Source organism: Bradyrhizobium sp. MOS001 (assembly GCF_004634465.1).
GTDB classification, from domain to species: domain Bacteria; phylum Pseudomonadota; class Alphaproteobacteria; order Rhizobiales; family Xanthobacteraceae; genus Bradyrhizobium; species Bradyrhizobium barranii.
This window is the reverse complement of record NZ_SPVJ01000006.1, coordinates 43,410-64,114: the sequence shown is the minus strand read 5'-3', so window position 1 is coordinate 64,114 and position 20,705 is coordinate 43,410. Positions and strand designations below refer to the sequence as shown.

Sequence of the window (20,705 nt, the reverse complement as noted above, 5' to 3'; positions counted from 1 at the left end):
CATGCGCGCGAGCAGAATGCTGTCGATCCTCACCACCCTGCAGGCCAGGGGGCAGGTCACTGCGCCCGAGCTTGCGGAAGCCTGCGAGGTCTCGGTGCGCACGATCTATCGCGACATCGACGCGCTCGCGGCGTCCGGCGTCCCCGTTTACGCCGACCGCGGCGCGGAGGGCGGCTATCGCCTGCTCGACGGTTATCGCGTGCGTTTGAACGGCCTGTCGCAGAACGAGGCGGAGGCCCTGTTCCTTGCGGGACTGCCGGGACCGGCCGCGGCGCTCGGGCTGGACGCAGCGATGATCGCCGCGCAGAACAAGCTGATGGCGGCCTTGCCTGCCAATCTTCGCGAAGACGCCGGGCGGATGCAGGAGCGTTTTCACCTGGACGCACCCGGCTGGTTCGGTGAGACGGAAGAACCCAAACATCTGCGCACCATTGCCGGCGCGGCTCTGCGCGGGACGTTGATCAAGATCCGCTACCAGAGCTGGCGCGCGGAGAAGCAGCGCCGCGTTGCACCGCTCGGGCTCGTGCTGAAGGGCGGCAGCTGGTATCTCGCCGGTCACGTCGACGGCAGCACGCGCACCTATCGCATCGCGCGCGTGCTGGACTGTACCGCGCTCGACGATCGCTTCGATCGTCCCGCCGCGTTCGATCTCGCCGGCTATTGGCAGGCCGCGACGCTTCGCCTCGAAGCCGAGATGCATCCCAATGTCGCGATCGTGCGGCTGTCGCCGTTCGGCGTCAAACTGCTCGACGCGCTGAGCCAGCCTTACGTCAAGGCGCGCACCCAGCTTGAAGAGAGCGCGGATGCGGACGGCTGGCGCATCGCGCGCGTTCCGACCGGCAAGACGTCATGGCACGCGGCATCCGAATTGTTGCGGCTGGGGTCCGAAGCCGAAGTGCTGGAGCCCGCCGATCTCCGCGAGAAGATGGCGGAGATGACGCAGGCGATGGCTGCGCGCTATCGCGCAGCGGCGCGAAAAGCCTGACAGCGGCGCATTTCACCGAAGCTCACGAAACATTCCTGAAACACGATTCCTGCCTCGCGCCCTGAACGCGTTCGCGTCTCAGCCCGACGGAGAAGCAGGGACACAACAACGGCCTTAGCGCCACACTGGAGAATGAAAATGTTTCGTAAGCTTGCTCTTGGTCTGATCGCTGCTGGTTCGCTCGGTGCTGCCGCTCTCGCGCCCACCGCGGCTTCGGCCCACGGCTTCCATCATCACTGGGGTCCCGGCTGGGGCTTTGGCGGCGTCTACGTCAACACCGGCGTCAGCAATTGCTACCAGGAGCGCGTCGTCAGGACCCGCCATGGCCTGCGCGTCCGCGTCGTGAATGTCTGCGCCTACGGGATCTACTGATATCTGATGCCCTCGACAAAGCTCCGGTCGCACTGCGGCCGGAGTTTTGCATTGGGTTAACCAATCTGCCGATGCCGGCGAAACCAGGCCCAGGTCTCCCGCGTCGTCCTGATATAGCCGCGGCCGCGATGAACGATCTCGTCGTCGACGATCTCGTTCAGCTTCGGCAGCGCGTGAAACGGGATCGAGGGATAGGCGTGGTGCTCGACGTGGTAGGGCATATTCCACGCGAACCATTTGACGATCGCGCCGGTATAGGTGGTGCGGGTGTTCTGGAAGGCGCTGCGGGTGCGGTCGCAGCCGGTGTGCTCGGCATAGAGATAGGGCCGCAGGAAGAACTGCCCGATCATCAGCGGGACGATCCAGACCCAGAGCAGCAACGCTGAGGAAAACCACAGCGAGAGTGCGAGCAGAAGCGCATAGAGCCCAGCATAGGCGCGCGCCTCGCGCACGATGACGGCGCGCTTGTTTTCGGGAATCCAGGGCACGGTGACCTTGCCCGTGACGGCGTGGCCGAGCATCAACCGGAGGCGGCCGGCGACCTGAAGCAGGCCGCTATAGGCGAGCGCGAGCTGCGTGTCGGATTTCGGCTTCACGCCGACGATCAGCTCCGGGTCCTTGTCCGGATCCTGAGTGTAGCGGTGATGGTCCCAGTGAAACAGGCAGTAATATTCGTAAGGTTGTCCGATGATGAGGGCCGAGGGATAGCCGACCGCAAGGTTGAGGCCACGGCTCCTGAACGCGGTCTTGTGCGCGGTCTCGTGCAGCGCCATGAACAGGAAGGCGACGAAATAGCCCTGCACCGCCATCAGCGGGAGCGCCCACAACACGCCCCAGGCTGAAGAGACCTTCCAGACCAGCGTGCCGACCAGCACGACCAGGCCGTAATGGCTGAGACTTTTCGCGGCCCCCCTGAGATTGGAGCGCACCGACAATTCGCGCAGCATGGCCGGGCTCAGCGGCTTCAGACGATGGCCGGGCTCTGAAACGGTCGCGTCAGTCATCATCGAAGGCTCGCCCTACTTGCTGAGAAGCTCTGCGACCTCGGCCTTGAGGAAGGCCTGATCGCGCGGATTGTTGACGGGGTTGCCGGCGCGATGGCCGTGCAGCGACGGGATCGGATGCAGCACCGCCGATTTTGCGTTGACCAGCCTGCCGAGTTCGTCCTCATTGTCGCGGACGTCGAAATAGCGGTCGGTCGCACCCGGCATCAGCAGCATATGCGCCTTGATCGCGGCCAGCGCCCGATCGAGGTCGCCATCGAATGAAGCGCAACGACTGATGTCACCGCGCTGCCAGATCCCGGCCTGCGCGAGGAGATCGTTGGCATCACGCCGGGCAAAGGTCGCGTCCCAGTTCCGAACCAGATAGTCCTCGAGCGAGGTGAAGCCCGCCTCGCGCCAGAGCTCGTCACGATAGAAGCCGTGCGACATCGCCCACCCGGCATAGACGCGTCCCATGGCGCGATAGCCGGCAACGGGCTTCTCGACGAAGCGGCCGTCGCGGAAGGCGGGATCACCGGTCAGCGCAGCCTTCACGCTTTCGAGGAAGACGTAATTATATGGCGCGCAGCGCGCACTGCCGCAGACCACCGCGGCCCGCGCCACCATGTCAGGATGCAGCGCCGCCCAATGATAGGTCTGCATGCCGCCCATCGACCAGCCATAGACCAGCGCGAGTTTTGTGATGCTGAAACGCTCGGTCAGCAGCCGGTGCTGGATCGCGATGGCGTCGTGATAGGTGATTTGGGGGAATGGCGCCTCGCCGGAATTCGACGGCGAGGACGACAGGCCGTTGCCGAACAGGTTCGGGATGATGATGAAGTAGCGCGTAGGGTCGAGCACGCCATCGGGCCCGATCAGCCATTCCGTGTCGTAGTGTTGGGCGCTGAACGAGGTCGGGTAGAGGATGACGTTGTCCCTGGCGGGGTTGAGGGTGCCGTAGGTCTTGTAGGCGAGCTTCATCGCGGGGAAGACGGCGCCGGACTGAAGCGTGACGTCGCCGGCCTCAAATATCTCGTAGTCGCGCTGCCCGGTCATGCGTCCAACTCCCGCTCACGCGGCCGCAGCATGCGCCCGCCGAGACAACGATGCATTGTTCGTGCCGGACCGGCAAACGCATCATTGCGTCGCGCTTAATATCTGTACTTATAGTACAGTTATTAGATCGGAACAAGGGGGTTTGGTCGTCACGCGTCAGGCGATGGCCGCGATGTATCGCTGCACGGACGCCGCGAATGCGGCCTTGGCGCCGGAGGCGATGTTGCGGCCCCACCAGGCGCCGTAGATGCGGTCAAAGGCGAGCGGCTCCACAGCGGCCGCGATCCGCCGCACCGCGGCGGCGTTGAGCGGCATGTAGTTCGGATAGGAGTACATGAAGCTGACGAAGCGCCGGTCCATCGTCACCTGCGCGATATCGCCGGTGAGCAGCGCGCCCTTGCCCTCCGCACCGCGCACATGGTGCAGCATGGTGGCGCCCGCGAAATGACCGCCGGTGCGCAGCAGCAGCACATCGTCGGAGATGCGCTGCTGATCGCCGGTCCAGTGCACGATGGCGGGATGCGGCCGCATCACCCACTGGCGGTCATCAGCATGCAGATAGACCGGCACGCCGCCGAACGCCTCGCTCCAGTCGGCAAACGCGCCGTAGAAGTGTGGATGCGAGATCGCGATCGCCTTCAGCCCGCCGAGCGAGCGCACATGCGCGATGGCTTCCGGCGTCGCCAGCGGGACGCAGTCCCACATCAGACAGCCGTCGCCGAGCGGCACCAACAGCGCGCGCTGGCCGATGGCGAAGCTCGGCTCGGACCCGATGCCGTTGAGGCCGAGATCATCCCGCCAGGCAAGGCGGTGCCGTTCCGCCAACGCTTCGCGTGTGAGGAAGGTTTGGCCCTTCCAGTTCACGAACTGCCGCTCGTCCTCGCAGATCGGACAGGATGCGGGCGGTTTTTCGCTTTCAGGAAATTGGGCGCCGCAGGTTTCGCAGGTCCAGAGGGGCATGGCCGTGATCCAGAAGAAGAAGAAGGGGACACCCACGAGATGACGCCGTGGCCCTCCCATCGCAAGTGCGGAGGAACCAACCCGCTAGCACATGTTACTTTCCGGTCCGCCCCGGCGCCAGTTGGCCGGTCATGTCAGCCCGTCTTGTCAGCCCTGCGTGTGCAAGACCGTCTCCGCCGGCAGTCGCTCAACGTCTCGATGGCATCGCGCTCCGCTCCCCGCCTCTGTCGGGCTATCTCGGCTACAAGTTCGGCTATGTCGCCGTGTTCGTGCTGGCGGCCGCGTTCGGCGTCATCGCAATCGCCTGCGTGCTGATGATCCCCGCAAAGGCGATCGACGATCGCGCCTCGCGCGGCTGCAACGAGGATGACCCCGACAGCGCGCCGGATGCGTTCACCATGCTGCTCAAGCACCGGACGCTGCTCGTGCTGGCGCTCGCGCTCGCGCTTTTTCATCTCGGCAACGCCGGGCTGCGGCACCAGGTCGCGGTCACAGCGCGTCGTTGCGAGTGGCTTATCACGCAATCCGGCGCTTTTGCGGTTGCGGAGCACCGGCCTGACGATACAACCTGCCGTAAATCGCCAACTAACCTGCCCTTCCCGATCGATGATCCAGCCTCAACTCTCATTCGATGGCGACCCGAATGGCCAGGCCTATGAAAGATGGCGCGAGCAGTTTTGCCGCCAGGTCGCCGACGTCGATTTCGTTCCGATCGGGGAAGGACGTGTTCACCGGACCATTTCGCCGGCCATCCTTCCGCGCCTCCGACTCTCGGCCTCGTTCGGCACGCCGATGTCCTTCGTATCGCTGGGGACGAACGACGAATTGGTGATCACGATGTCGCCGAATTCGGCGCTGAGCGGGGTCATGGGACGACGTCCGCTGGAGGTCGCCGCCGGCGACGTCACGATCGGCAACCCCTCGATCAAGGGCGCCCATATCACCCAGACGACGCACGGCAACTTCCAGACCGCGCTGCTGCCGCGCAAGGCGCTGCTGCGCGCGTGCCCGAATGCCGAGGACCTGATCGCGCAGTCGATCCCCGGCGCCAATCCGATCACGTCGATGTTCCTGCGATATTATGACCTCGCGCACACTTATGCCGACAAGCTCGCGCCCGCGGAGCTCGATGCGGTCTCGCAGCATTTGTTCGACCTCTCCGTGCTGATGATCGGAGCGCGTGGCGATGTCGCCGAGCAAGCTCGCATGCGCGGCCTTGCGGCGGCGCGTCTCGAAACCCTCAAATCCGACATCCTGGCCCAGCTCGACAACCCCGCGCTGTCGCTCACCGTCCTTTCAGCCGCGCACCGGATCAGCCCGCGCACGATTCAGTTGATGTTCGAGCAGGCCGGCATCACCTCGCGCGCAAGATCATCGAGATCGCGCACCTCGCCGGCTTTCACGACGTTTCCTACTTCCACCGCGCATTCCGCCGCCGCTTCGGACGGACGCCCGACGACGTCAGGAAGCTTTCTGGCGAGATGGGCTAAGGAAACTCAACCACGATCTTGCCGAAGTGACCGCCCTGCTGCATCAGCCGCAACGCGTCCGGCACGGCATCGAAGCCGAACGCACGGTCGATGACTGGCTTCATGCCGTTACGGCCTATCGCGGCCGTCATCCCCTCGAACATCCGACGGCTGCCGACTGACAGGCCGATGACGTGCAGGTTCTTGGAGAACAGGCTCGGTATCGCGATCTGCTGCGAGAAGCCGGTGAGCACGCCGATCACCAGAATGTTGCCACCGACCCTGATAGCCTCGAGCGACTGCGCAAAGGTATCCTTGCCGCCGACCTCGACGACGTGGTCGACGCCGCCGCCGGTCCAGTCGGCCGCCGCCTTGCCCCATTCCGGCACCGAACGATAGTTGATGGTGTGGTCGGCGCCGAGCGTTTTGGCACGTTCGAGCTTCTCGTCGCTCGACGACGTCACGATCACGCTCGCGCCGGCGAGCTTTGCGAATTGCAACGCGAAGATCGAGACACCGCCGGTGCCCTGCACCAGCACAGTGTCACCGGGTTTCACCCTGGCCTCCTCGAACAGCGCGCGCCACGCCGTGAGCCCGGCGCAGGGCAGCGTCGCCGCTTCCAGGAATGAAAGGTGCGATGGAATGCGGCTGACGCCCTCGGCATCGAGCAGCATCACCTCCTGCAACACGCCCGGCCGCGTACCGCCGAGCGCATAGCGGCGGCTTGTCGCCGACACCTTTCCGTCGATCCAGGACTGGAAGAACATCGGACAGACGCGATCGCCAACCGCGACGCGGGCAACGCCGTCGCCGACCGCGATGACTTCGCCGGCACCATCCGAGAACGGGATCAGCGGCAATCGTGAGACGCCGCCCTTGCCCTGCACCGTGAGCAGATCACGATAGTTGAGCGATGCCGCCTTCATCCGCACCGCGACCTGGCCCGGACCAGGCGCGGGCTCGGGCAGATCGGCCAGCTCCATCCCCTCGATCGACCAGTCGCGCGCGACCTGCCAGACCTTCATGGCGACCGCTCCATGCTTACGTCCCAAAATTCTTCTGGATCGCCTTGTCGAGCGTCTCGCCGCCGACGAAGCGCTGGCGCAGCTCGCGCTTGAGCAGCTTGCCGCTCGGGTTCTTCGGCAGGCTGTCGACGAAGATGACGCGCTTGGGCACCTTGAAATGCGCCATCTGGCCGGCGCAGTGCTTGATGACCGCGTCCTCATCCAGCGTCTCGCCGGTCTTGACCACGACGATCGCGGTGACCGCCTCGATCCAGCGCGGATCGGGCAGCCCGACCACGGCAACCTCGGAGACCGCAGGGATGCGGTAGACCATCTCCTCGACCTCGCGGCTGGCGACATTCTCGCCGCCGGTCTTGATCATGTCCTTGACGCGGTCGACCACCGTGATGTGGCCCTCGGCATCGACGGTGGCGAGATCGCCGGAGTGAAACCAGCCGCCGGAGAACGCCGCCGCGGTCTTCACGGGGTCATTGTAATAGCCGGAGAGCAGATGCGGCGAGCGATGCACGATCTCCCCGACCTCGCCGACTTTCACGTCTTCCATCGCCGTGTTGACCACGCGCGTCTCGACATTGAGCACGGGCTTGCCGGCCGAGCCGGCCTTGCGCAGCTGGTCCTCGGGCCGCAGTACGGTCGCGAGTGGCGCGATCTCGGTCTGGCCGTAGAAATTCCAGAATTTGACATTGGGCAGGCGGCGCTGCAGCTCGAGCAGCACCTCCACGGGCATGATCGAGGCGCCGTAATAGCCCTTCTGAAGCGTCGACAGATCGGTCTTGTCGAAATTCGGCGAGCGCAGCATCGCGATCCAGATCGTCGGCGGCGCGAAGAAGGACGTGATCTTGTGCGCCTGGATCAGCGCCAGGATACTGTCGGCGGTCGGCTTGCCCGTGATCACGCCGGAGGCGCCGAGATAGATCTGCGGCCCCAGGAAGACGTCGAGCTGGGCGCAATGATAGAGCGGCAGCGCGTGCAGGAACTTGTCGTCCGCGCTCATGCCGCCGTCGATGATGCAGCTCACGTACTGCCACATCACGGCTTCATGGGTCAGCATCGCGCCCTTGGGCAGCGATTCGGTGCCGCTGGTGTAGACGATCTGGGCGAGATCGCGGCTGTCGACCGAGGCCTCCAGGAACGACCCGTCGGGGCTGAGGAGATCGTCGAAAGTGGTGAGACCCGCGGGCGCCGTGGCCGGATCCTCGCCCGGCAGCCAGATCATCTTTTCGACCGCGCAATCCCTGGCGCTTGCGGCCTTTGCCGGCTCGACGAAATCGGGACCGGTCGCAAGCAGCTTCGCGCCGGAGCTTTTCAGGATGAAATTGATCTCATCCGGGTTGAGCATGAAATTGATCGGCACCAGCACCGCACCGATCCGCGCCAGCGCGAAGCGCAACGCCGCAAACGCATGCGAATTGCGCGAGAGCACGGCAACGCGATCGCCCTTGCTGACGCCGAGCCCGAGCAGACCGCGGCCGAGCCGGTTGCAGATCGCGTCCATCTCGGCGAACGTCCAGTTCACATCGCCGCAGCTCACTGCGAGCTTGTTCGGCTCGCGCCCCGCCGAGCGGCGCAAGAGGTCGCCGATGGAATGCTCGCGCGCTTTCGAGATGGTGGCCGCGATGTCGCCGGTCATGTGCTCCTCCGTGTGATGTCTTTGTTTGTTGGATTTCTTGACTGAAATCTTGCGTCTTCATCAGGCGCCTATCTGCGCCGGGCCGCCTGGGCGTGCTCCATGTACATGTGCTCGACCGACCGATCGAGCGAGGCGATTTTCTCGAAACCGCGCCGCCAGTCCTGCAAGTGCCGGCGCGTCCAGAGCACGCCCGCCTCGCGGTCGCGGCGGCGGATCGCCTCGATCAGATGGCGGTGCGCGGCGACGAGGCGTGGGCCGCCTTCGGCAACGCCGGTCACGATCATCTCGGTGGTCGGATAGAACAGCTGCGCCGCCGGCTCGCGTGCGAGCTGGAGCACGCGGTTCTGCGAGGCCTTGGCGACCAGCACGTGGAATTCGGCATCGCATTCGGCGAGCGTGGCGGGATCGCCGACCACGGCCTCGCTGCGCACGAGATTGTTGGTGAGCTCGGCGAGGTTCTCTTCGGTCGCGCGCTCCACCGCGCCTTCGATGCTCGCCACCTCCAGCGTCATCGAGGCCTCGTAGAGCTCGCGGAACGTCACCTCGTGCAGCACCAGTGCGCGGCTCAGGCGGCTTGCGAGCTTGGTGTAGCGCGGCAGGCAGGCGTGCAGACGGCGCGAGGAATCGCGGCTGATCAAGCCGCCCTCCTCCAGCACACGGATGCCTTCGCGAATGGTCGAGCGGTTGACGCCGAACTGGCGCACCAGATCATGCTCGGTGCCGATGGGATCGCCGGGCTTGATACGCCCATTGACGATCTCGCGCTCGATGGCGTCGGCGACTTTCTGATAGGCCGGCGCGACATCGATCGGACGGAAGAGCGGCGAAATCGGCACGATAGCCCCCAATGGCGATTGTCCGACAAATTATAGGATCGCCCCGAAGACGCGTCAAACTGCCGTCATTCATGCCGCAGATGCAGCAAATTGACTCCTGGGGAACCTCCCTCTAACTTTGTCGGACAAAGGGACAGAATAGTCCCGTACAAGAGGAAACGTATCCATGAGACCTATCGCAGCACTCGTGTCTGCGGCCGGCTTGCTGTCGGCTGCCCTGATCGTCCCCGCCTCCGCCCAGCAGACCCCGCTCAAGATCGGCGTGCTCTCCGACTTCTCCTCGGTCTATTCCGACATCGGCGGCCAGGGGAATGTCGAAGCCACCAAGATGGCGATCGAGGATTTTGGCGGGCAGATGTTCGGCAAGCCGATCGAGATGGTCGCAGCCGACGTGCTCAACAAGCCCGACGTCGCCTCTACCATCGCCCGCAAATGGTGGGAGACCGAGGGCGTCGACATGATCATCGACCTGCCGACCTCGGCCACCGCGCTCGCGGTGATGGAGCTGTCCAAGCAGTACGAGAAGGTGATGATCGTGACCGATGCGGCAAGCTCCGACATCACCGGAAAATCCTGCTCGCCCTACACCGCGCACTGGACCTACGACACCTATTCCAACGCCCACACCGTCGGCAGCGCCATCGTCAAGAACGGCGGCGACAGCTGGTTCTTCCTCACCGCGGACTACGTGTTCGGTCATTCGATCGAGCGCGACACCGGCGACGTGGTAAAGGCAGCCGGCGGCAAGGTGCTCGGCAGCGTCAAGCATCCACTCAACACGGCCGATTTCTCGTCATTCCTGCTTCAGGCCCAGGCCTCCAAGGCCAAGATCATCGGGCTCGCCAATGGCGGCGGCGACACCATCAACGCGATCAAGCAGGCCGGCGAGTTCGGCATCGTCGCCGGCGGCCAGAACCTGGCTGCGATCGTGATGTTCATCTCCGACGTGCACAGCCTGGGACTCAAGCTCGCGCAGGGCCTGATCATCACCGAGGCCTACTACTGGGACCTCAATGACAAGACCCGCGCCTTCGGCAAGCGTTTCCAGGAGCGCATCAAGCGCATGCCGACGATGAACCAGGCCGCGACCTACAGCGCTACGCTGCACTACCTCAAGGCCGTGCAGGCCGCCGGCACCAAGGACACCAAGACCGTGATGGCCAAGATGCGCGAGTTGCCGGTGAAGGATGCCTTCACCGACAACGGCATCCTGCGCGAGGACGGCCGCATGGTGCACAGCATGTTCCTGTTCCAGGTGAAGAAGCCCGAGGAATCCAAGGGCCCGTGGGACTATTACAAGCTGCTCGCGGAAGTGCCCGCCGATCAGGCCTTCCGTCCGCTGAAGGACGGCGGCTGCCCGCTGGTGAAGTAACGCTGACGATGACGGACCTGCATCGCCGCGCGCGGTGCAGGTTCTCTAGCGCCGTCGCAGGTCAGACGGGCTGTGGCCGAACTTCCTGCGGAACACCGTGCTGAAATAGGACGAACTGCTGAAGCCCAGCTGATAGGCGACCTCGGTGATCGACAGCGACCGCAGTTCCGGCCGCGTCAGCACGTCGTAGCAGCGCTGCAGCCGGCGATCCAGAATCCATTCGGACACCGAGACATCGGTCAGCCGAAAGAGATAATGCAGATGCCTGAGCGAGACGCCATTGCTCTTCGCAATCTTCTCCAGCGACAGATCCGCATCGGTGAGGTGCGCCTCGATCCAGGCCTTGACCGAGCGCAGGCGGGCCTGCGCAGCGCTCGCATCCTCGGAGAATTCGTCCCGCTCGCCCATGTCGAGCGCGAGCGCCAGCACGTCCATCAGCTCACCGCCCAATCGCGTTCTCGCGGTCTCGTCGAGCGGCGCGCCCTCCGCGGCGAGCGTCGCACAGAACTCGGCGGCAATCCGGCCAAGGCCGCGGCTCGTGGCCATCGTAGTGACGACCGGCAGCCGCCCCTCGCTGAAGCGCGCCGAGAATTCCGCGCGCGGAATCTCGAGATAGAGCGATCGCACCTTGCCGACGCATTCGAGATCATAGGCCTCGGACGCCGAGAAGATCGCGCTCACGCCGGGATTCGACAGCAGGGTCTGGCCGGCCTGGAGCACGTTGACCCGGCCCTGCTGGACGAATTCGACGTAGTAGCAATCCTTGTCGAGCTTCGCGATATGCCGTTCGCGACGCGAGATGCGCTGCTCCGACAGCAGGACGTCGGTCATCGTCACGGCGCCGAACCGCGCCTCGCGGATGAAGCCGTGATAGTCGGACCGCTCCTCCGCGTTCACGTCGACATGGACGTAGACGTCGCAGATCGCGCCTTGCCACGCGGCGTAGCGTTTGGACGGCTCCAGATCGTCTGTCGAAAACACCAGGTTCATCGTCCGCCCATCCGTTGCGCCGCCATGATGAACGTCGTTTGTGCATCGCACAAGCTGGCCACGCGTCGAGATTCTAGAGGGCCGCCGCCTACACGCAAGACCGTTTGCGCGGAGAAGCAAAAGCTTTGCGCTCCGGAGCAAGCCGCGCTCCGGCATGTGGCCTATGAAGAACAAAAAGCAGTCCACAAAATAGGCGGGAAACGTTCGCTTGCGTCAGGTCCAGTCAACTGCTGCACAGCTTGCCGTGCCGCCCGAATGGCGATGCCCGTGAGCAGCGCCTTGTCATCGCAAATCACAACGCGGTTCACGCAGCCGGTCAAAACCATCGCCGATATCGAGGCGTTGGAGCAGCGGCCTTACGATTCGCTGGTCCCTTCCCGCAATCTGCTCGATCTCTTCGAAGCCACGGCGCACCTGCATCCCGATCGGCCCGCACTAACGGTGCTGACCAAAGGCTCGCGCGAGCCGGGCGACGCGACGCTGACGCACCGGCAATTGCTTGCGGAGATCATCCGCGCGGCCAATCTGTTCCGGTCGCACGGGATCGGCGAGAGCGGCGGGACCGCCGCGTTCCTCTGTCCAATCCTGCCGCCGCTGTTCCCCGCATTGCTCGGCGCCCAGGTCGCGGGCGTCGCCAGCTCGATCAACTATCTCCTGAACGAAGACGCAATCGCCGACCTGCTCGAGGCGCAGAACGCGACTGTGCTGGTGATCCCGGCCGAAGCGGCCGATCCCGCGATCTGGGCCAAGGCGGCCAATGTCGCGAAACGCGTCCCGTCGCTGAAGACCATTTTTGTGATGGGCGCGAACGGTCCGCTGCCTGGAGGATTTCTAAACTTCAATGAGACGGCCGCGAGCGCGCGCGGCACACTGGACTTCGCACCTTCGACCGATCGCAATGCGATCTGCGCCCTCTTCCACACCGGCGGGACCACCGGACGACCTAAGTTGGTTCGGCTGACACATGGCAACCAGATCCATGCGGCCTGGAGCTTTGCGCAGGTCCACGGACTGGATGAGCTGGATGCCGCCGTGAACGGTTTTCCGCTGTTTCACGTCGGCGGCACCATGACGCTCGGCCTGTCGATTCTCGCTGCCGGCGGTCATGTGATCATCCCCTCACCGTACAGCCTCAGAAGCCCCGACGCGATCCGCGACTATTGGCACACCGTGGAGCGGTTTCGCGCGACCATCGTGAGCGGAGTGCCGACTTCGATTGCCGCTCTTGCCGAGGTGCCGATCGGGTCCTCCGATGTCAGCACCGTTCGCATGGCGCTCACCGGCGGGGCCGTGGCTCCCAAGGCGGTCAGCGACAGGTTTCAGGCGCGGACCGGGATTACCTTGTTCGAGACCTACGGGATGACAGAAACCGCGGCCGCGATCGCTTTCAATCCCGGCCGTGGCACTCCCGTGCAAGGCAGCGTCGGCTTCAGGGCGCCGTTCGCAAAGACCAAAATCGTCGCTCTGGCTGATGCCGATTTGCGAGAGGAGTGCCCGCCGCTCTCCAGTGGCCTCGTCCTCGTCAGCGGACCGCAAGTGTTTCCCGGATACGTCGATTCCCAGCACAATAAGGGCGTGCTCACCGACGACCACTGGATCGTCACCGGCGACGTGGGCTATCTCACCCCGGATCAACGCCTCGTGCTGACGGGGCGCGAGAAGGACCTCATTGTACGAAGCGGTCACAACATCGACCCTGCCGCAATCGAGGACGTCGCGAACGCCTTCCCCGGTGTCCAGATGAGCTCGGCCGTCGGCATGCCCGACGCCTACGCGGGAGAGGTTCCAGTTCTCTTCGTGGTGCCCTCCCCCGGACAGACAATCGATCTGGCGCAATTGCGCGAGCATCTCGAACACAACGTCAATGAGCCGCCTGCGAGGCCAAAGCGCGTCGTCCTGCTCGAAGCTCTTCCGGTTACCGCCGTCGGGAAGATCTTCAAGCCCACGCTTCGCGATCTCGCCGTCCGGGAAAAGGTCAGGACCGAGATCGATCGCATCTTCGGCCCCGACACCGCGGCAGATATCCTCGTCGAGAAAGACGAGAAGCTCAATACAGTCGTCAGCATCTCGGTCCATTCCGGTGATCTGGATCGAACAAAGATGCTCGTCGAATGCCTTGCAACGCTTCCACAAACCTATCGCATCGAGAACCGATCGTCCTGACGGTCGCGCAACAGCCGGGTCGAAGAAAGGCAAGACGGGGATGAAGCGCTTTCGTTTCAATCAGCAAGAGATCGTCTTCGCAGTCTTTGCGCTGCTGTTCCTTGTGTTTTCGATCTTCCTGCGCGGCTTTCTGACGCCGGACAACATGCTGACGCTGCTCCAGAACGTGGCAGTGCTCGGCATCCTCGGCCTTGCCATGGCGATCGTCGTGATCGGACGCGGCATCGACATTTCGCTGATCGCAGCCCTTGCGGTGCCGCCGGGACTGGTGCTCCAGATGGTGCAGAACGGTCATTCGCTACCGGCCTCGCTGCTGACCGCCGTCCTGCTCACGATTGCCTTTGGCCTCGTCAACGGCTGGCTGATCGCCTATGCCGAAGTCCCTTCGCTGTTTGCGACGCTGGCGTCAGGCCTGTTGCTGGCCGGGCTCGGGCAGACCGCACTGTTCCAGCTCGACGTCGTGCAATGGAGCCCGGGCATGGACGGCTTCGAGCGGCTCGGACAGGGCACCATTCTCGGCATTCCGACGTCGATCTGGATGTTCGCAATCGCCTGCGTCGTGGTCGCGTTCCTGCTGCGCCAGACGCGCTGGGGCGCCTATATCTATGCGATCGGCGACAACCCCTACGCCGCGCGTGTCACCGGCATTCCCTCTCGCCCGATCATCGTCCTGCAATATGTGATCACCGCCCTGATCGGCTGCTTTGCCGGCCTCGTGATGGCGGCATCCGTCAACTCGATGCCGACCCGCATCTTCAACTCGACGCTTATCTATGACGTCATCCTGGTCGTCGTACTTGGCGGCATCGGGCTGTCAGGCGGCCGTGGCGGCGTGCTCAACGTCGTCATCGGCACGCTCGTTATCGGAACGATGCTCAACGGCATGACCATCATGGACATCTCCTACGCCGGGCAGAATCTCATCAAGGGCGTGGTGCTGCTGCTCGCCGTCATCACGGATTCCTTCCTGAATCCGCGCAACGAGGAAACGGCACAACAGGGCGACATCTAAGCGATCCAACAATAACGACGACCACAACCAAGGAGGAAGCAATGAAGCATTTCGGCAGCCCGACAAAGACAATCGTTGCCGCACTGGGTCTTGCGGCGATGACCGCCCCGGCCCTGGCCCAGCAGGGCCTCGACGAGCCATTCCAGAAGCCGTTCAAGGAGGCACTGGCCGGCAAGACCGTGGCCTATGTGCCGGTCGCCATGAATTTCGACCTCACCGAGGGCTGGTATGCCGGACTAAAGAAGGAGCTCGAGCCGTTCGGCGTCAAGTTCGTGATCCGCGACGCCAACTGGAACACCAATGCCGGCGCGCAGGCCGTCACCTCGCTGATCTCGGAGAAGCCGGCGGTGATGGTGGTTCATAATCCGGACGTGCAGACCTACGCCAAGCTGCTGCAGCGCGCCGAGAACGAAGGCATCTACGTCATCCAGATCAACATGGGCTCTGCCTATCGCAGCTCGGCCTTCGTCGGCGCCAATTGGGTCGAGATCGGCGAACGCCAAACCGAAGGCGTGGTCAAGGCCTGCGAGGGCAAGTCCAACAAGATCGCGATCATCCAGGGTGCGCTGTCGGCCGCCGCGAGCGCCTATACGCTGAAGGGCGTCGAGAACGTTCTGGCCAAGCACCCTGAAATCAAGGTGGTCTCCAGCCAGGCCGCCGATTGGGACGCCGCCAAGGCCAAGGCGATCACGCAGACGGTGCTGAAGCAAAATCCCGATCTCTGCGGCATCGTCGGCTTCTGGGATGGCATGGACATCGGCACCGCGGCGGCGGTCAAGGAAGCCGGCCTCACCGGCAAGGTGTTTGTCGCGACCTCAGGCGGCGGCGAGCGCAAGGGCGCCTGTGAACTGGTGAAGTCGGGCGCGTTCGATCTCAACATGAGCTACGACGTGCCGACCCAGGCCGCGCAGATGGCCGGCACCATCAAATGGCTGCTGTCGTCGGGCGTCAAGCCCGGCTCGGTCAAGGGCTCGGAATACACCACGCTCATTCCGATCACCAAGGAGAACGCCGACAGCCAGATGGCCTGCTGGAATCTCAGCGACCTCAAGAAATAATTGTCGCGACGCAAGACCCTGGCGTCCCGGACGATCTCACGTCCGGGACGCGGTCTCGAAACTTGCAAGGTCCCGGAATTCCGATGCGCGACACTCTGACAAGCCTGCGTTACCGCTACTGGCCCGATCATCTCCTCGGTGAAATCCTGTCCAAGCGATGGACCGAGACAGCTATCCCGGTCATCCTCCTCCTGATCGTCGGCCTCGCGCTCAGCCGGTCCATCGACAATTTCCTGTCGCCAGCGAGCCTCGCCGACACCGCGCGCCAGGCTGGAGAGATCGGCTTCATCGCGCTCGGGCTGGCGCTGGTCGTCATCGTCGGCGGCATCGACCTCTCCGTCGGTTCGATCTTCGCACTGACCGATTTCTGTGCCCTCTATCTGCTCGACGTGCTGGGCTGGCCGGTCCCGGCGGTGGTGGCGGCCACCCTGCTTTGCGGTGCGCTGCTCGGCGCCGTCAACGGCATCCTGATCGGATATCTGCGACTGCGGGCCTTCATCACCACGCTGATCACCCTGATCATCTACCGCTCGGCCTACGATCTCCTGATCCAGCGTTACTCCAACGCGATCGCGTCGGCCTTCCCCGACATCCCGTCCTGGGATTTCATCGGCAGCGGCAGCGTCTTCGGCATTCCGACCGTGGCGCTCGTCTATATCGTCATCGCCATCTTCGGTCATATCTTCATGACCCGGCTGCGCCCGGGCTGGCACATCACCGCGATCGGCGGCTCGCGTCGCTCGGCGTACAATTCCGGCATCCCCGTCCGCCGCACCATCGCGCTCTGCTACGTCGCAAGCGGCGTGCTGACCAGCATCGGTGCGCTGTTCTTCGCGTCCCGGCTCGGCACCGTCGGTGGCGACATCGGCGTCGGCCTGGAGGTGATCGTGCTGACCGCGACGGTGCTGGGCGGCATCACGCTCGGCGGCGGCAAGGGCTCGGTCGCCAAATCGGCAGTCGGGGTGCTGATCGTGCTCCTGATCACCAATGGCCTGACGACCATGAATGCACGTGGCGGCGTCAACCGGATGGCGCTTGCCGGCATCCTGCTCGTTGCTGCCATGGTCGACATCCGCTGGCAGAAGAACCGGACGCGCATCATCAGCAAGGTCTACGTGGCCCCCACCTATCACGCGCTGCCGCCACCGCCGCCGACCGAGATCGGGCAAGGCGGCCCGTTCGAGCAGAACGACAAGCTGCGCAACGTCGAGTCGATCGGCCTCGGCCGCATCGAGGCGCCGGAGGACGTCATCCTCGACCGCCACGACAATCTCTATGCGGGTTCGCGCCACGGCGACATCATGCGCTTCCTCGCGCCCGACTATCAGAAGATGGAGGTGTTCGCCCATATCGGCGGTCAACCACTCGGCATGGCCTTCGACCGCGAGGACAATCTCTACGTCTGCATCGGCGGCATGGGGCTCTACCGGATCAAGCCTGACGGCACGGTTGAAAAGGCGACCGACGAGACCAATCGCAGCATGCGCTCGGTCAACGACGACAGCCGCCTGCGGCTCGCCGACGATCTCGACATCACCGACGACGGCCTGATCTTCTTCTCCGAGGCAACCGTGCGTTACGAGATGGACGAATGGCCGATCGACGGCCTCGAGGCGCGCGGCAATGGCCGCATCATCTCCTACGACACCAAGACCGGCGTGACGCGCACCGAACTGCGCGGCCTCAAATTCCCCAACGGCATCTGCGTCGCCAGCGACGGCCAGTCGATTCTGTTCGCCGAAACCTTCGGCTGCTCGATCAAGCGCTATTGGTTCGCAGGGTCAAAGAAGGGCAAGGTCGAGGTCGTCATGGACAATCTGCCGGGCTACCCCGATAACATCAACCTCGCCTCCGACGGCAATTACTGGCTGGCACTGGTCGGCATGCGCAGCCCCTCGCTCGACCTCGCCTGGAAGATGCCCGGCTTCCGTCGCCGCATGGGCAAGCGCGTTCCGGTCGATGAGTGGCTATTCCCCAACATCAACACCGGCTGCGTGGTCAAGTTCAACGAGCAGGGCAAGATCGTCGAATCGTTCTGGGACCTGCGCGGCGAAAACCATCCGATGATCACCTCGATGCGCGAGCATCGCGGCTATCTCTATCTCGGCGGCATCCTCAACAACCGGATCGGCCGCTACAAGCTCGACAACGCCGATCCGAACTTCGTCCAGTATGACAAGCGATGGGGGAAGCTGTCGTGATCGCGGCCGTCAGGGAGTTCGCCAACCGCTTTCTCGGGCGCGGCGACGCCACCATCACCGTGCCGTCCTTCGACGGCGCATTGAAGCCCAACCAGAAGCTGGAATCCGCCGAAACCTTGCTGACATGCGAGGCGCCGGAGGATCTCGCCACCGATGGCCGCAACCTCTTCATCGCGGACGGCCAGCGGCTGCTGTCTCTGAATGACGGCACGGCATCGGAAGTCCGCAGCTTCGAGCGGCCAATCTCGGCACTGTGTGCCCTCCCCGGCGGCGGTCTTGCGGTTGCGCTCGGGGGACGCGAGGTGCGGCTCTACGCAAGCCCCTCGGCCGAGCAGCCAAGCGTGACGTTTGCGGATGGCGCGTTCAACGCCGTCAACGCGCTCGCGTTAGCGGACGACGGCACGCTGATCGCGACGGACGGCTCGGCGACATGCGGCGTCGACGACTGGGCGCGCGACCTGATGGAACTCAACCGGACCGGCCGCGTGTTCAGGCTCGATCCCGCCAGCAAGACCGTGACACCGCTGGCTCAGGGGCTCGGCCATGCCTTCGGCGCCTGCGCGCATGGCAATGGCGTGCTGGTCAGCGAGAGCTGGCGCCACCGGCTCGTCCTTGTTGCGCCGGGCGCACCGCCGCGGACCGTGCTCGCTCACCTTTCCGTCTACCCCTCGCGGCTGTCGAAGGCCGCGGGCGGCGGCTACTGGCTCACCGCCTTCACCGCGCGCACGCAGCTGATCGAGTTCGTGCTGCGCGAGCCGGCCTACCGGCGCCGCATGATGGCGGAGATCGATCCAGCATATTGGGTTGCCCCACGCCTGCGCTCGGGCTTCTCGTTCAAGGAGCCGATGCAGGGTGCACACATCAAGACCATGGGCGTGATCAAGCCGTGGGCGCCGCCGCGCTCCTATGGCCTCGTCATCCGACTCGATGCAGATGGCCAGCCGCTCTATTCGCTGCACAGCCGGGTCGACGGCGCCAATCACGGTATCGTTGCGGCGATCGAGATGGGCGGCGATCTCGTCCTGATCGCCAAGGGACCGGGCCGCGTGCTGCGACTGCCGCTGTCCGGTCTTGCCGAGGAGTTCCGCTCATGAGCGACATCGCACTCTCGCTGCGCAAGGCCACAAAACTTTACGCCGGCGTGCCCGCCATCGACGGGGTCGACTTCGACCTCCGCCGCGGCGAGATCCACGCGCTGGTCGGCGAGAACGGCGCCGGCAAATCGACACTGACCAAGGTGATGGCCGGCGTGGTGACACTGACGTCAGGGACCATGACGATCGACGGCGCCGACGTCGCACCACGGACACCGCTGGAGGCGCGCAATCTCGGCATCGCCATGGTGTTCCAGGAAAACAGCCTGGTCCCGACCATGACGGTGGCGCAGAATCTGTTTCTCGGGCAGGAGAAGTTCTATAACCGCCTGCGCGGCATCTACATCGCTGCGCAACAGTTCCTGCAATCACTCAATTTCGACGTCACGCCGACCGCCACCGTCGGCGGCCTCGGCGCCGCCAAGAAGCAGATGGTGGAGATCGCGCGCGCGGTTTTGCACCGCGCCAAGGTCATCATCTTCGACGAGCCGACGGCGTCGCTGACGCCGGAAGAGAAGAAATACTTCTTTGACCTCGTCCGCGATCTCAAGAAGCGCGGCGTCTCGATCGTCTTCATCTCGCACGCCCTGGAAGAAGCTTTGCTGCTCGCCGACCGCATCACGGTCCTGCGCGACGGCAAGCACGTCGTCACCGACGATGCCACCAACTTCGACCGCGCGGCGATCGTGCAGGCCATGGTCGGGCGCGACCTCTCCAACACGCTCTACGGTGCGCGAAAGAGCAGCGTGCGGCCGGCCGGCGCGCGCGTGCTGACGGTGCAGAACCTGAAGATGGCGCCGATGGTGAAGAATAATTCCCTGTCGGTATTCGCGGGCCAGATCACCGGCGTGTTCGGCCTCGTCGGGGCCGGCCGCACCGAAACGTTCAAGATCGTCTCCGGCGTGCTGAAGCGCGACTTCTTCCATGGCGGCGAGATCCTGCTGCACGACAAGCCGGTGCGCTACCGGGTGCCGGCGCCGGCGGTGCAGGCCGGCATCGCCTATGTGACTGAAGACCGCAAGGTCGAAGGTTTCTTCGAGACGTCCTCGATCGCACGCAACATCTATCTCGGCCTTCTGTCGAAATTTCCCAAGGGCCGCATGATGCTGTCGCGGCGAGAGAACGAGGCGATCGGCAGGACCTGGATCGAACGGCTCAAGGTTCGCGCGATCGGCAACGACGGCAAGGTGGTCGAGCTTTCCGGCGGCAATCAGCAGAAGGTCGTGATCGCCAAATCGCTGGTTCAGGAGCCCGACCTGATCATCTTCGACGAACCCACGCGCGGCGTCGACGTCGGCGCCATCGTCGAGATCCACGAGTTGATCAACCAGCTCGCCGACGAGGGCAAGGCGGTCGTGGTCATCTCATCCTACCTGCCCGAGATCATGGCGCTCTCCGACCGCATCCTGGTCTCGCGCCAAGGCAAGGTCGTGGAGGAATTCTCCGCACTGGAGGCGACAGAGGAGAGGATCATGTACGCCGCGATCCACTGAGCATGA

General features: G+C 64.2%; 19 protein-coding genes. 11 read left to right on the top strand and 8 right to left on the bottom strand.

What is annotated here, in order from left to right; translation table 11 throughout:
- Position 1: 1 nt before the first annotated feature.
- Both CT676_RS11315 and CT676_RS11310 read left to right on the top strand, forming a co-directional pair.
- Positions 2-985 carry a YafY family protein gene (locus CT676_RS11315; protein WP_085403535.1) on the top strand — a complete coding sequence of 328 codons (984 nt, stop codon included), beginning with the start codon at positions 2-4 and terminating at the stop codon, positions 983-985.
- Between the two features lie 138 nt (positions 986-1,123).
- Positions 1,124-1,357, top strand: a complete 234-nt coding sequence (locus tag CT676_RS11310; protein WP_014498305.1) for a hypothetical protein — start codon at positions 1,124-1,126, stop codon at positions 1,355-1,357.
- Positions 1,358-1,413: 56 nt separating this feature from the next.
- On the opposite strand, the gene CT676_RS11305 is transcribed toward CT676_RS11310, so the two are convergent.
- The 3 genes from CT676_RS11305 to CT676_RS11295 form a co-directional block, all read right to left on the bottom strand.
- Complete coding sequence (locus CT676_RS11305; protein ID WP_085403581.1) at positions 1,414-2,361, bottom strand: fatty acid desaturase; 948 nt, start codon at positions 2,359-2,361, stop codon at positions 1,414-1,416.
- A 15-nt stretch (positions 2,362-2,376) separates the two neighbouring features.
- Positions 2,377-3,396: an alpha/beta fold hydrolase gene (locus CT676_RS11300; RefSeq protein ID WP_085403534.1), complete on the bottom strand. Its 1,020-nt coding sequence runs from the start codon at positions 3,394-3,396 to the stop codon at positions 2,377-2,379.
- A 156-nt stretch (positions 3,397-3,552) separates the two neighbouring features.
- The gene (locus CT676_RS11295) at positions 3,553-4,356 is read right to left on the bottom strand and encodes an MBL fold metallo-hydrolase (RefSeq protein WP_085403580.1); all 804 of its coding nucleotides are present in this window, start codon (positions 4,354-4,356) and stop codon (positions 3,553-3,555) included.
- Between the two features lie 263 nt (positions 4,357-4,619).
- Between CT676_RS11295 and CT676_RS45210 the strand changes: the two genes are divergently transcribed.
- On the top strand, positions 4,620-5,015 hold the full coding sequence (locus tag CT676_RS45210) for a hypothetical protein (protein ID WP_244623155.1): 396 nt from the start codon (positions 4,620-4,622) through the stop codon (positions 5,013-5,015).
- A 69-nt stretch (positions 5,016-5,084) separates the two neighbouring features.
- Here CT676_RS45210 and CT676_RS45205 read toward each other — a convergent pair whose 3' ends face one another.
- Entirely contained in the window at positions 5,085-5,225 is a 141-nt protein-coding gene (locus CT676_RS45205) for a hypothetical protein (RefSeq protein ID WP_244623153.1), read from the bottom strand.
- A 375-nt stretch (positions 5,226-5,600) separates the two neighbouring features.
- On the opposite strand from CT676_RS45205, the gene CT676_RS46260 reads away from it, so the two are divergent.
- Positions 5,601-5,846, top strand: coding sequence for a helix-turn-helix domain-containing protein (locus CT676_RS46260; protein WP_343287546.1), 246 nt, complete (start codon positions 5,601-5,603; stop codon positions 5,844-5,846).
- On the opposite strand, the gene CT676_RS11280 is transcribed toward CT676_RS46260, so the two are convergent.
- The 3 genes from CT676_RS11280 to CT676_RS11270 form a co-directional block, all read right to left on the bottom strand.
- A complete protein-coding gene (locus tag CT676_RS11280; protein ID WP_085403532.1) occupies positions 5,843-6,850 on the bottom strand; it encodes an NAD(P)-dependent alcohol dehydrogenase in 1,008 nt (335 codons plus the stop codon). The two genes, CT676_RS46260 and CT676_RS11280, sit on opposite strands and share 4 nt — an antisense overlap.
- A 16-nt stretch (positions 6,851-6,866) precedes the next feature.
- Complete coding sequence (locus tag CT676_RS11275) at positions 6,867-8,480, bottom strand: acyl-CoA synthetase (protein WP_085403531.1); 1,614 nt, start codon at positions 8,478-8,480, stop codon at positions 6,867-6,869.
- Between the two features lie 68 nt (positions 8,481-8,548).
- The gene (locus CT676_RS11270) at positions 8,549-9,316 is read right to left on the bottom strand and encodes an FCD domain-containing protein (RefSeq protein WP_085403530.1); all 768 of its coding nucleotides are present in this window, start codon (positions 9,314-9,316) and stop codon (positions 8,549-8,551) included.
- Positions 9,317-9,482: 166 nt separating this feature from the next.
- Between CT676_RS11270 and CT676_RS11265 the strand changes: the two genes are divergently transcribed.
- Positions 9,483-10,688 carry an ABC transporter substrate-binding protein gene (locus CT676_RS11265; RefSeq protein WP_085403529.1) on the top strand — a complete coding sequence of 402 codons (1,206 nt, stop codon included), beginning with the start codon at positions 9,483-9,485 and terminating at the stop codon, positions 10,686-10,688.
- A 45-nt stretch (positions 10,689-10,733) separates the two neighbouring features.
- On the opposite strand, the gene CT676_RS11260 is transcribed toward CT676_RS11265, so the two are convergent.
- The gene (locus CT676_RS11260; protein ID WP_028148873.1) at positions 10,734-11,678 is read right to left on the bottom strand and encodes a helix-turn-helix domain-containing protein; all 945 of its coding nucleotides are present in this window, start codon (positions 11,676-11,678) and stop codon (positions 10,734-10,736) included.
- On the opposite strand from CT676_RS11260, the gene CT676_RS11255 reads away from it, so the two are divergent.
- From CT676_RS11255 to CT676_RS11230, 6 genes are all read left to right on the top strand, one after another.
- A complete protein-coding gene (locus CT676_RS11255) occupies positions 11,592-13,841 on the top strand; it encodes an AMP-binding protein (protein ID WP_244623159.1) in 2,250 nt (749 codons plus the stop codon). The two genes, CT676_RS11260 and CT676_RS11255, sit on opposite strands and share 87 nt — an antisense overlap.
- Positions 13,842-13,881: 40 nt before the next feature.
- Positions 13,882-14,853 (top strand): ABC transporter permease, encoded by a 972-nt coding sequence (locus CT676_RS11250; RefSeq protein ID WP_085403528.1) that lies wholly within the window; start codon positions 13,882-13,884, stop codon positions 14,851-14,853.
- Between the two features lie 41 nt (positions 14,854-14,894).
- Complete coding sequence (locus CT676_RS11245) at positions 14,895-15,911, top strand: sugar ABC transporter substrate-binding protein (RefSeq protein ID WP_135214673.1); 1,017 nt, start codon at positions 14,895-14,897, stop codon at positions 15,909-15,911.
- An 83-nt stretch (positions 15,912-15,994) separates the two neighbouring features.
- Positions 15,995-18,112 (top strand): SMP-30/gluconolactonase/LRE family protein, encoded by a 2,118-nt coding sequence (locus CT676_RS11240; protein WP_167768027.1) that lies wholly within the window; start codon positions 15,995-15,997, stop codon positions 18,110-18,112.
- Entirely contained in the window at positions 18,109-19,206 is a 1,098-nt protein-coding gene (locus CT676_RS11235) for a hypothetical protein (protein ID WP_167768041.1), read from the top strand. Before CT676_RS11240 ends, CT676_RS11235 begins: the two co-directional genes overlap by 4 nt.
- On the top strand, positions 19,203-20,699 hold the full coding sequence (locus CT676_RS11230) for a sugar ABC transporter ATP-binding protein (protein ID WP_085403526.1): 1,497 nt from the start codon (positions 19,203-19,205) through the stop codon (positions 20,697-20,699). The genes CT676_RS11235 and CT676_RS11230 overlap by 4 nt, the downstream gene beginning before the upstream one ends.
- Positions 20,700-20,705: the final 6 nt, after the last annotated feature.

Bases quoted from the DNA above. Each gene is read 5' to 3' on its own strand.
- CT676_RS11315 (WP_085403535.1), top strand. From the start codon at position 2: ATGCGCGCGAGCAGAATGCTGTCGATCCTCACCACCCTGCAGGCCAGG.
- CT676_RS11310 (WP_014498305.1), top strand. From the start codon at position 1,124: ATGTTTCGTAAGCTTGCTCTTGGTCTGATCGCTGCTGGTTCGCTCGGT.
- CT676_RS11305 (WP_085403581.1), bottom strand. From the start codon at position 2,361: ATGACTGACGCGACCGTTTCAGAGCCCGGCCATCGTCTGAAGCCGCTG.
- CT676_RS11300 (WP_085403534.1), bottom strand. From the start codon at position 3,396: ATGACCGGGCAGCGCGACTACGAGATATTTGAGGCCGGCGACGTCACG.
- CT676_RS11295 (WP_085403580.1), bottom strand. From the start codon at position 4,356: ATGCCCCTCTGGACCTGCGAAACCTGCGGCGCCCAATTTCCTGAAAGC.
- CT676_RS45205 (WP_244623153.1), bottom strand. From the start codon at position 5,225: ATGACCCCGCTCAGCGCCGAATTCGGCGACATCGTGATCACCAATTCG.
- CT676_RS11280 (WP_085403532.1), bottom strand. From the start codon at position 6,850: ATGAAGGTCTGGCAGGTCGCGCGCGACTGGTCGATCGAGGGGATGGAG.
- CT676_RS11275 (WP_085403531.1), bottom strand. From the start codon at position 8,480: ATGACCGGCGACATCGCGGCCACCATCTCGAAAGCGCGCGAGCATTCC.
- CT676_RS11265 (WP_085403529.1), top strand. From the start codon at position 9,483: ATGAGACCTATCGCAGCACTCGTGTCTGCGGCCGGCTTGCTGTCGGCT.
- CT676_RS11255 (WP_244623159.1), top strand. From the start codon at position 11,592: ATGGACGTAGACGTCGCAGATCGCGCCTTGCCACGCGGCGTAGCGTTT.
- CT676_RS11260 (WP_028148873.1), bottom strand. From the start codon at position 11,678: ATGAACCTGGTGTTTTCGACAGACGATCTGGAGCCGTCCAAACGCTAC.
- CT676_RS11250 (WP_085403528.1), top strand. From the start codon at position 13,882: ATGAAGCGCTTTCGTTTCAATCAGCAAGAGATCGTCTTCGCAGTCTTT.
- CT676_RS11245 (WP_135214673.1), top strand. From the start codon at position 14,895: ATGAAGCATTTCGGCAGCCCGACAAAGACAATCGTTGCCGCACTGGGT.
- CT676_RS11240 (WP_167768027.1), top strand. From the start codon at position 15,995: ATGCGCGACACTCTGACAAGCCTGCGTTACCGCTACTGGCCCGATCAT.
- CT676_RS11230 (WP_085403526.1), top strand. From the start codon at position 19,203: ATGAGCGACATCGCACTCTCGCTGCGCAAGGCCACAAAACTTTACGCC.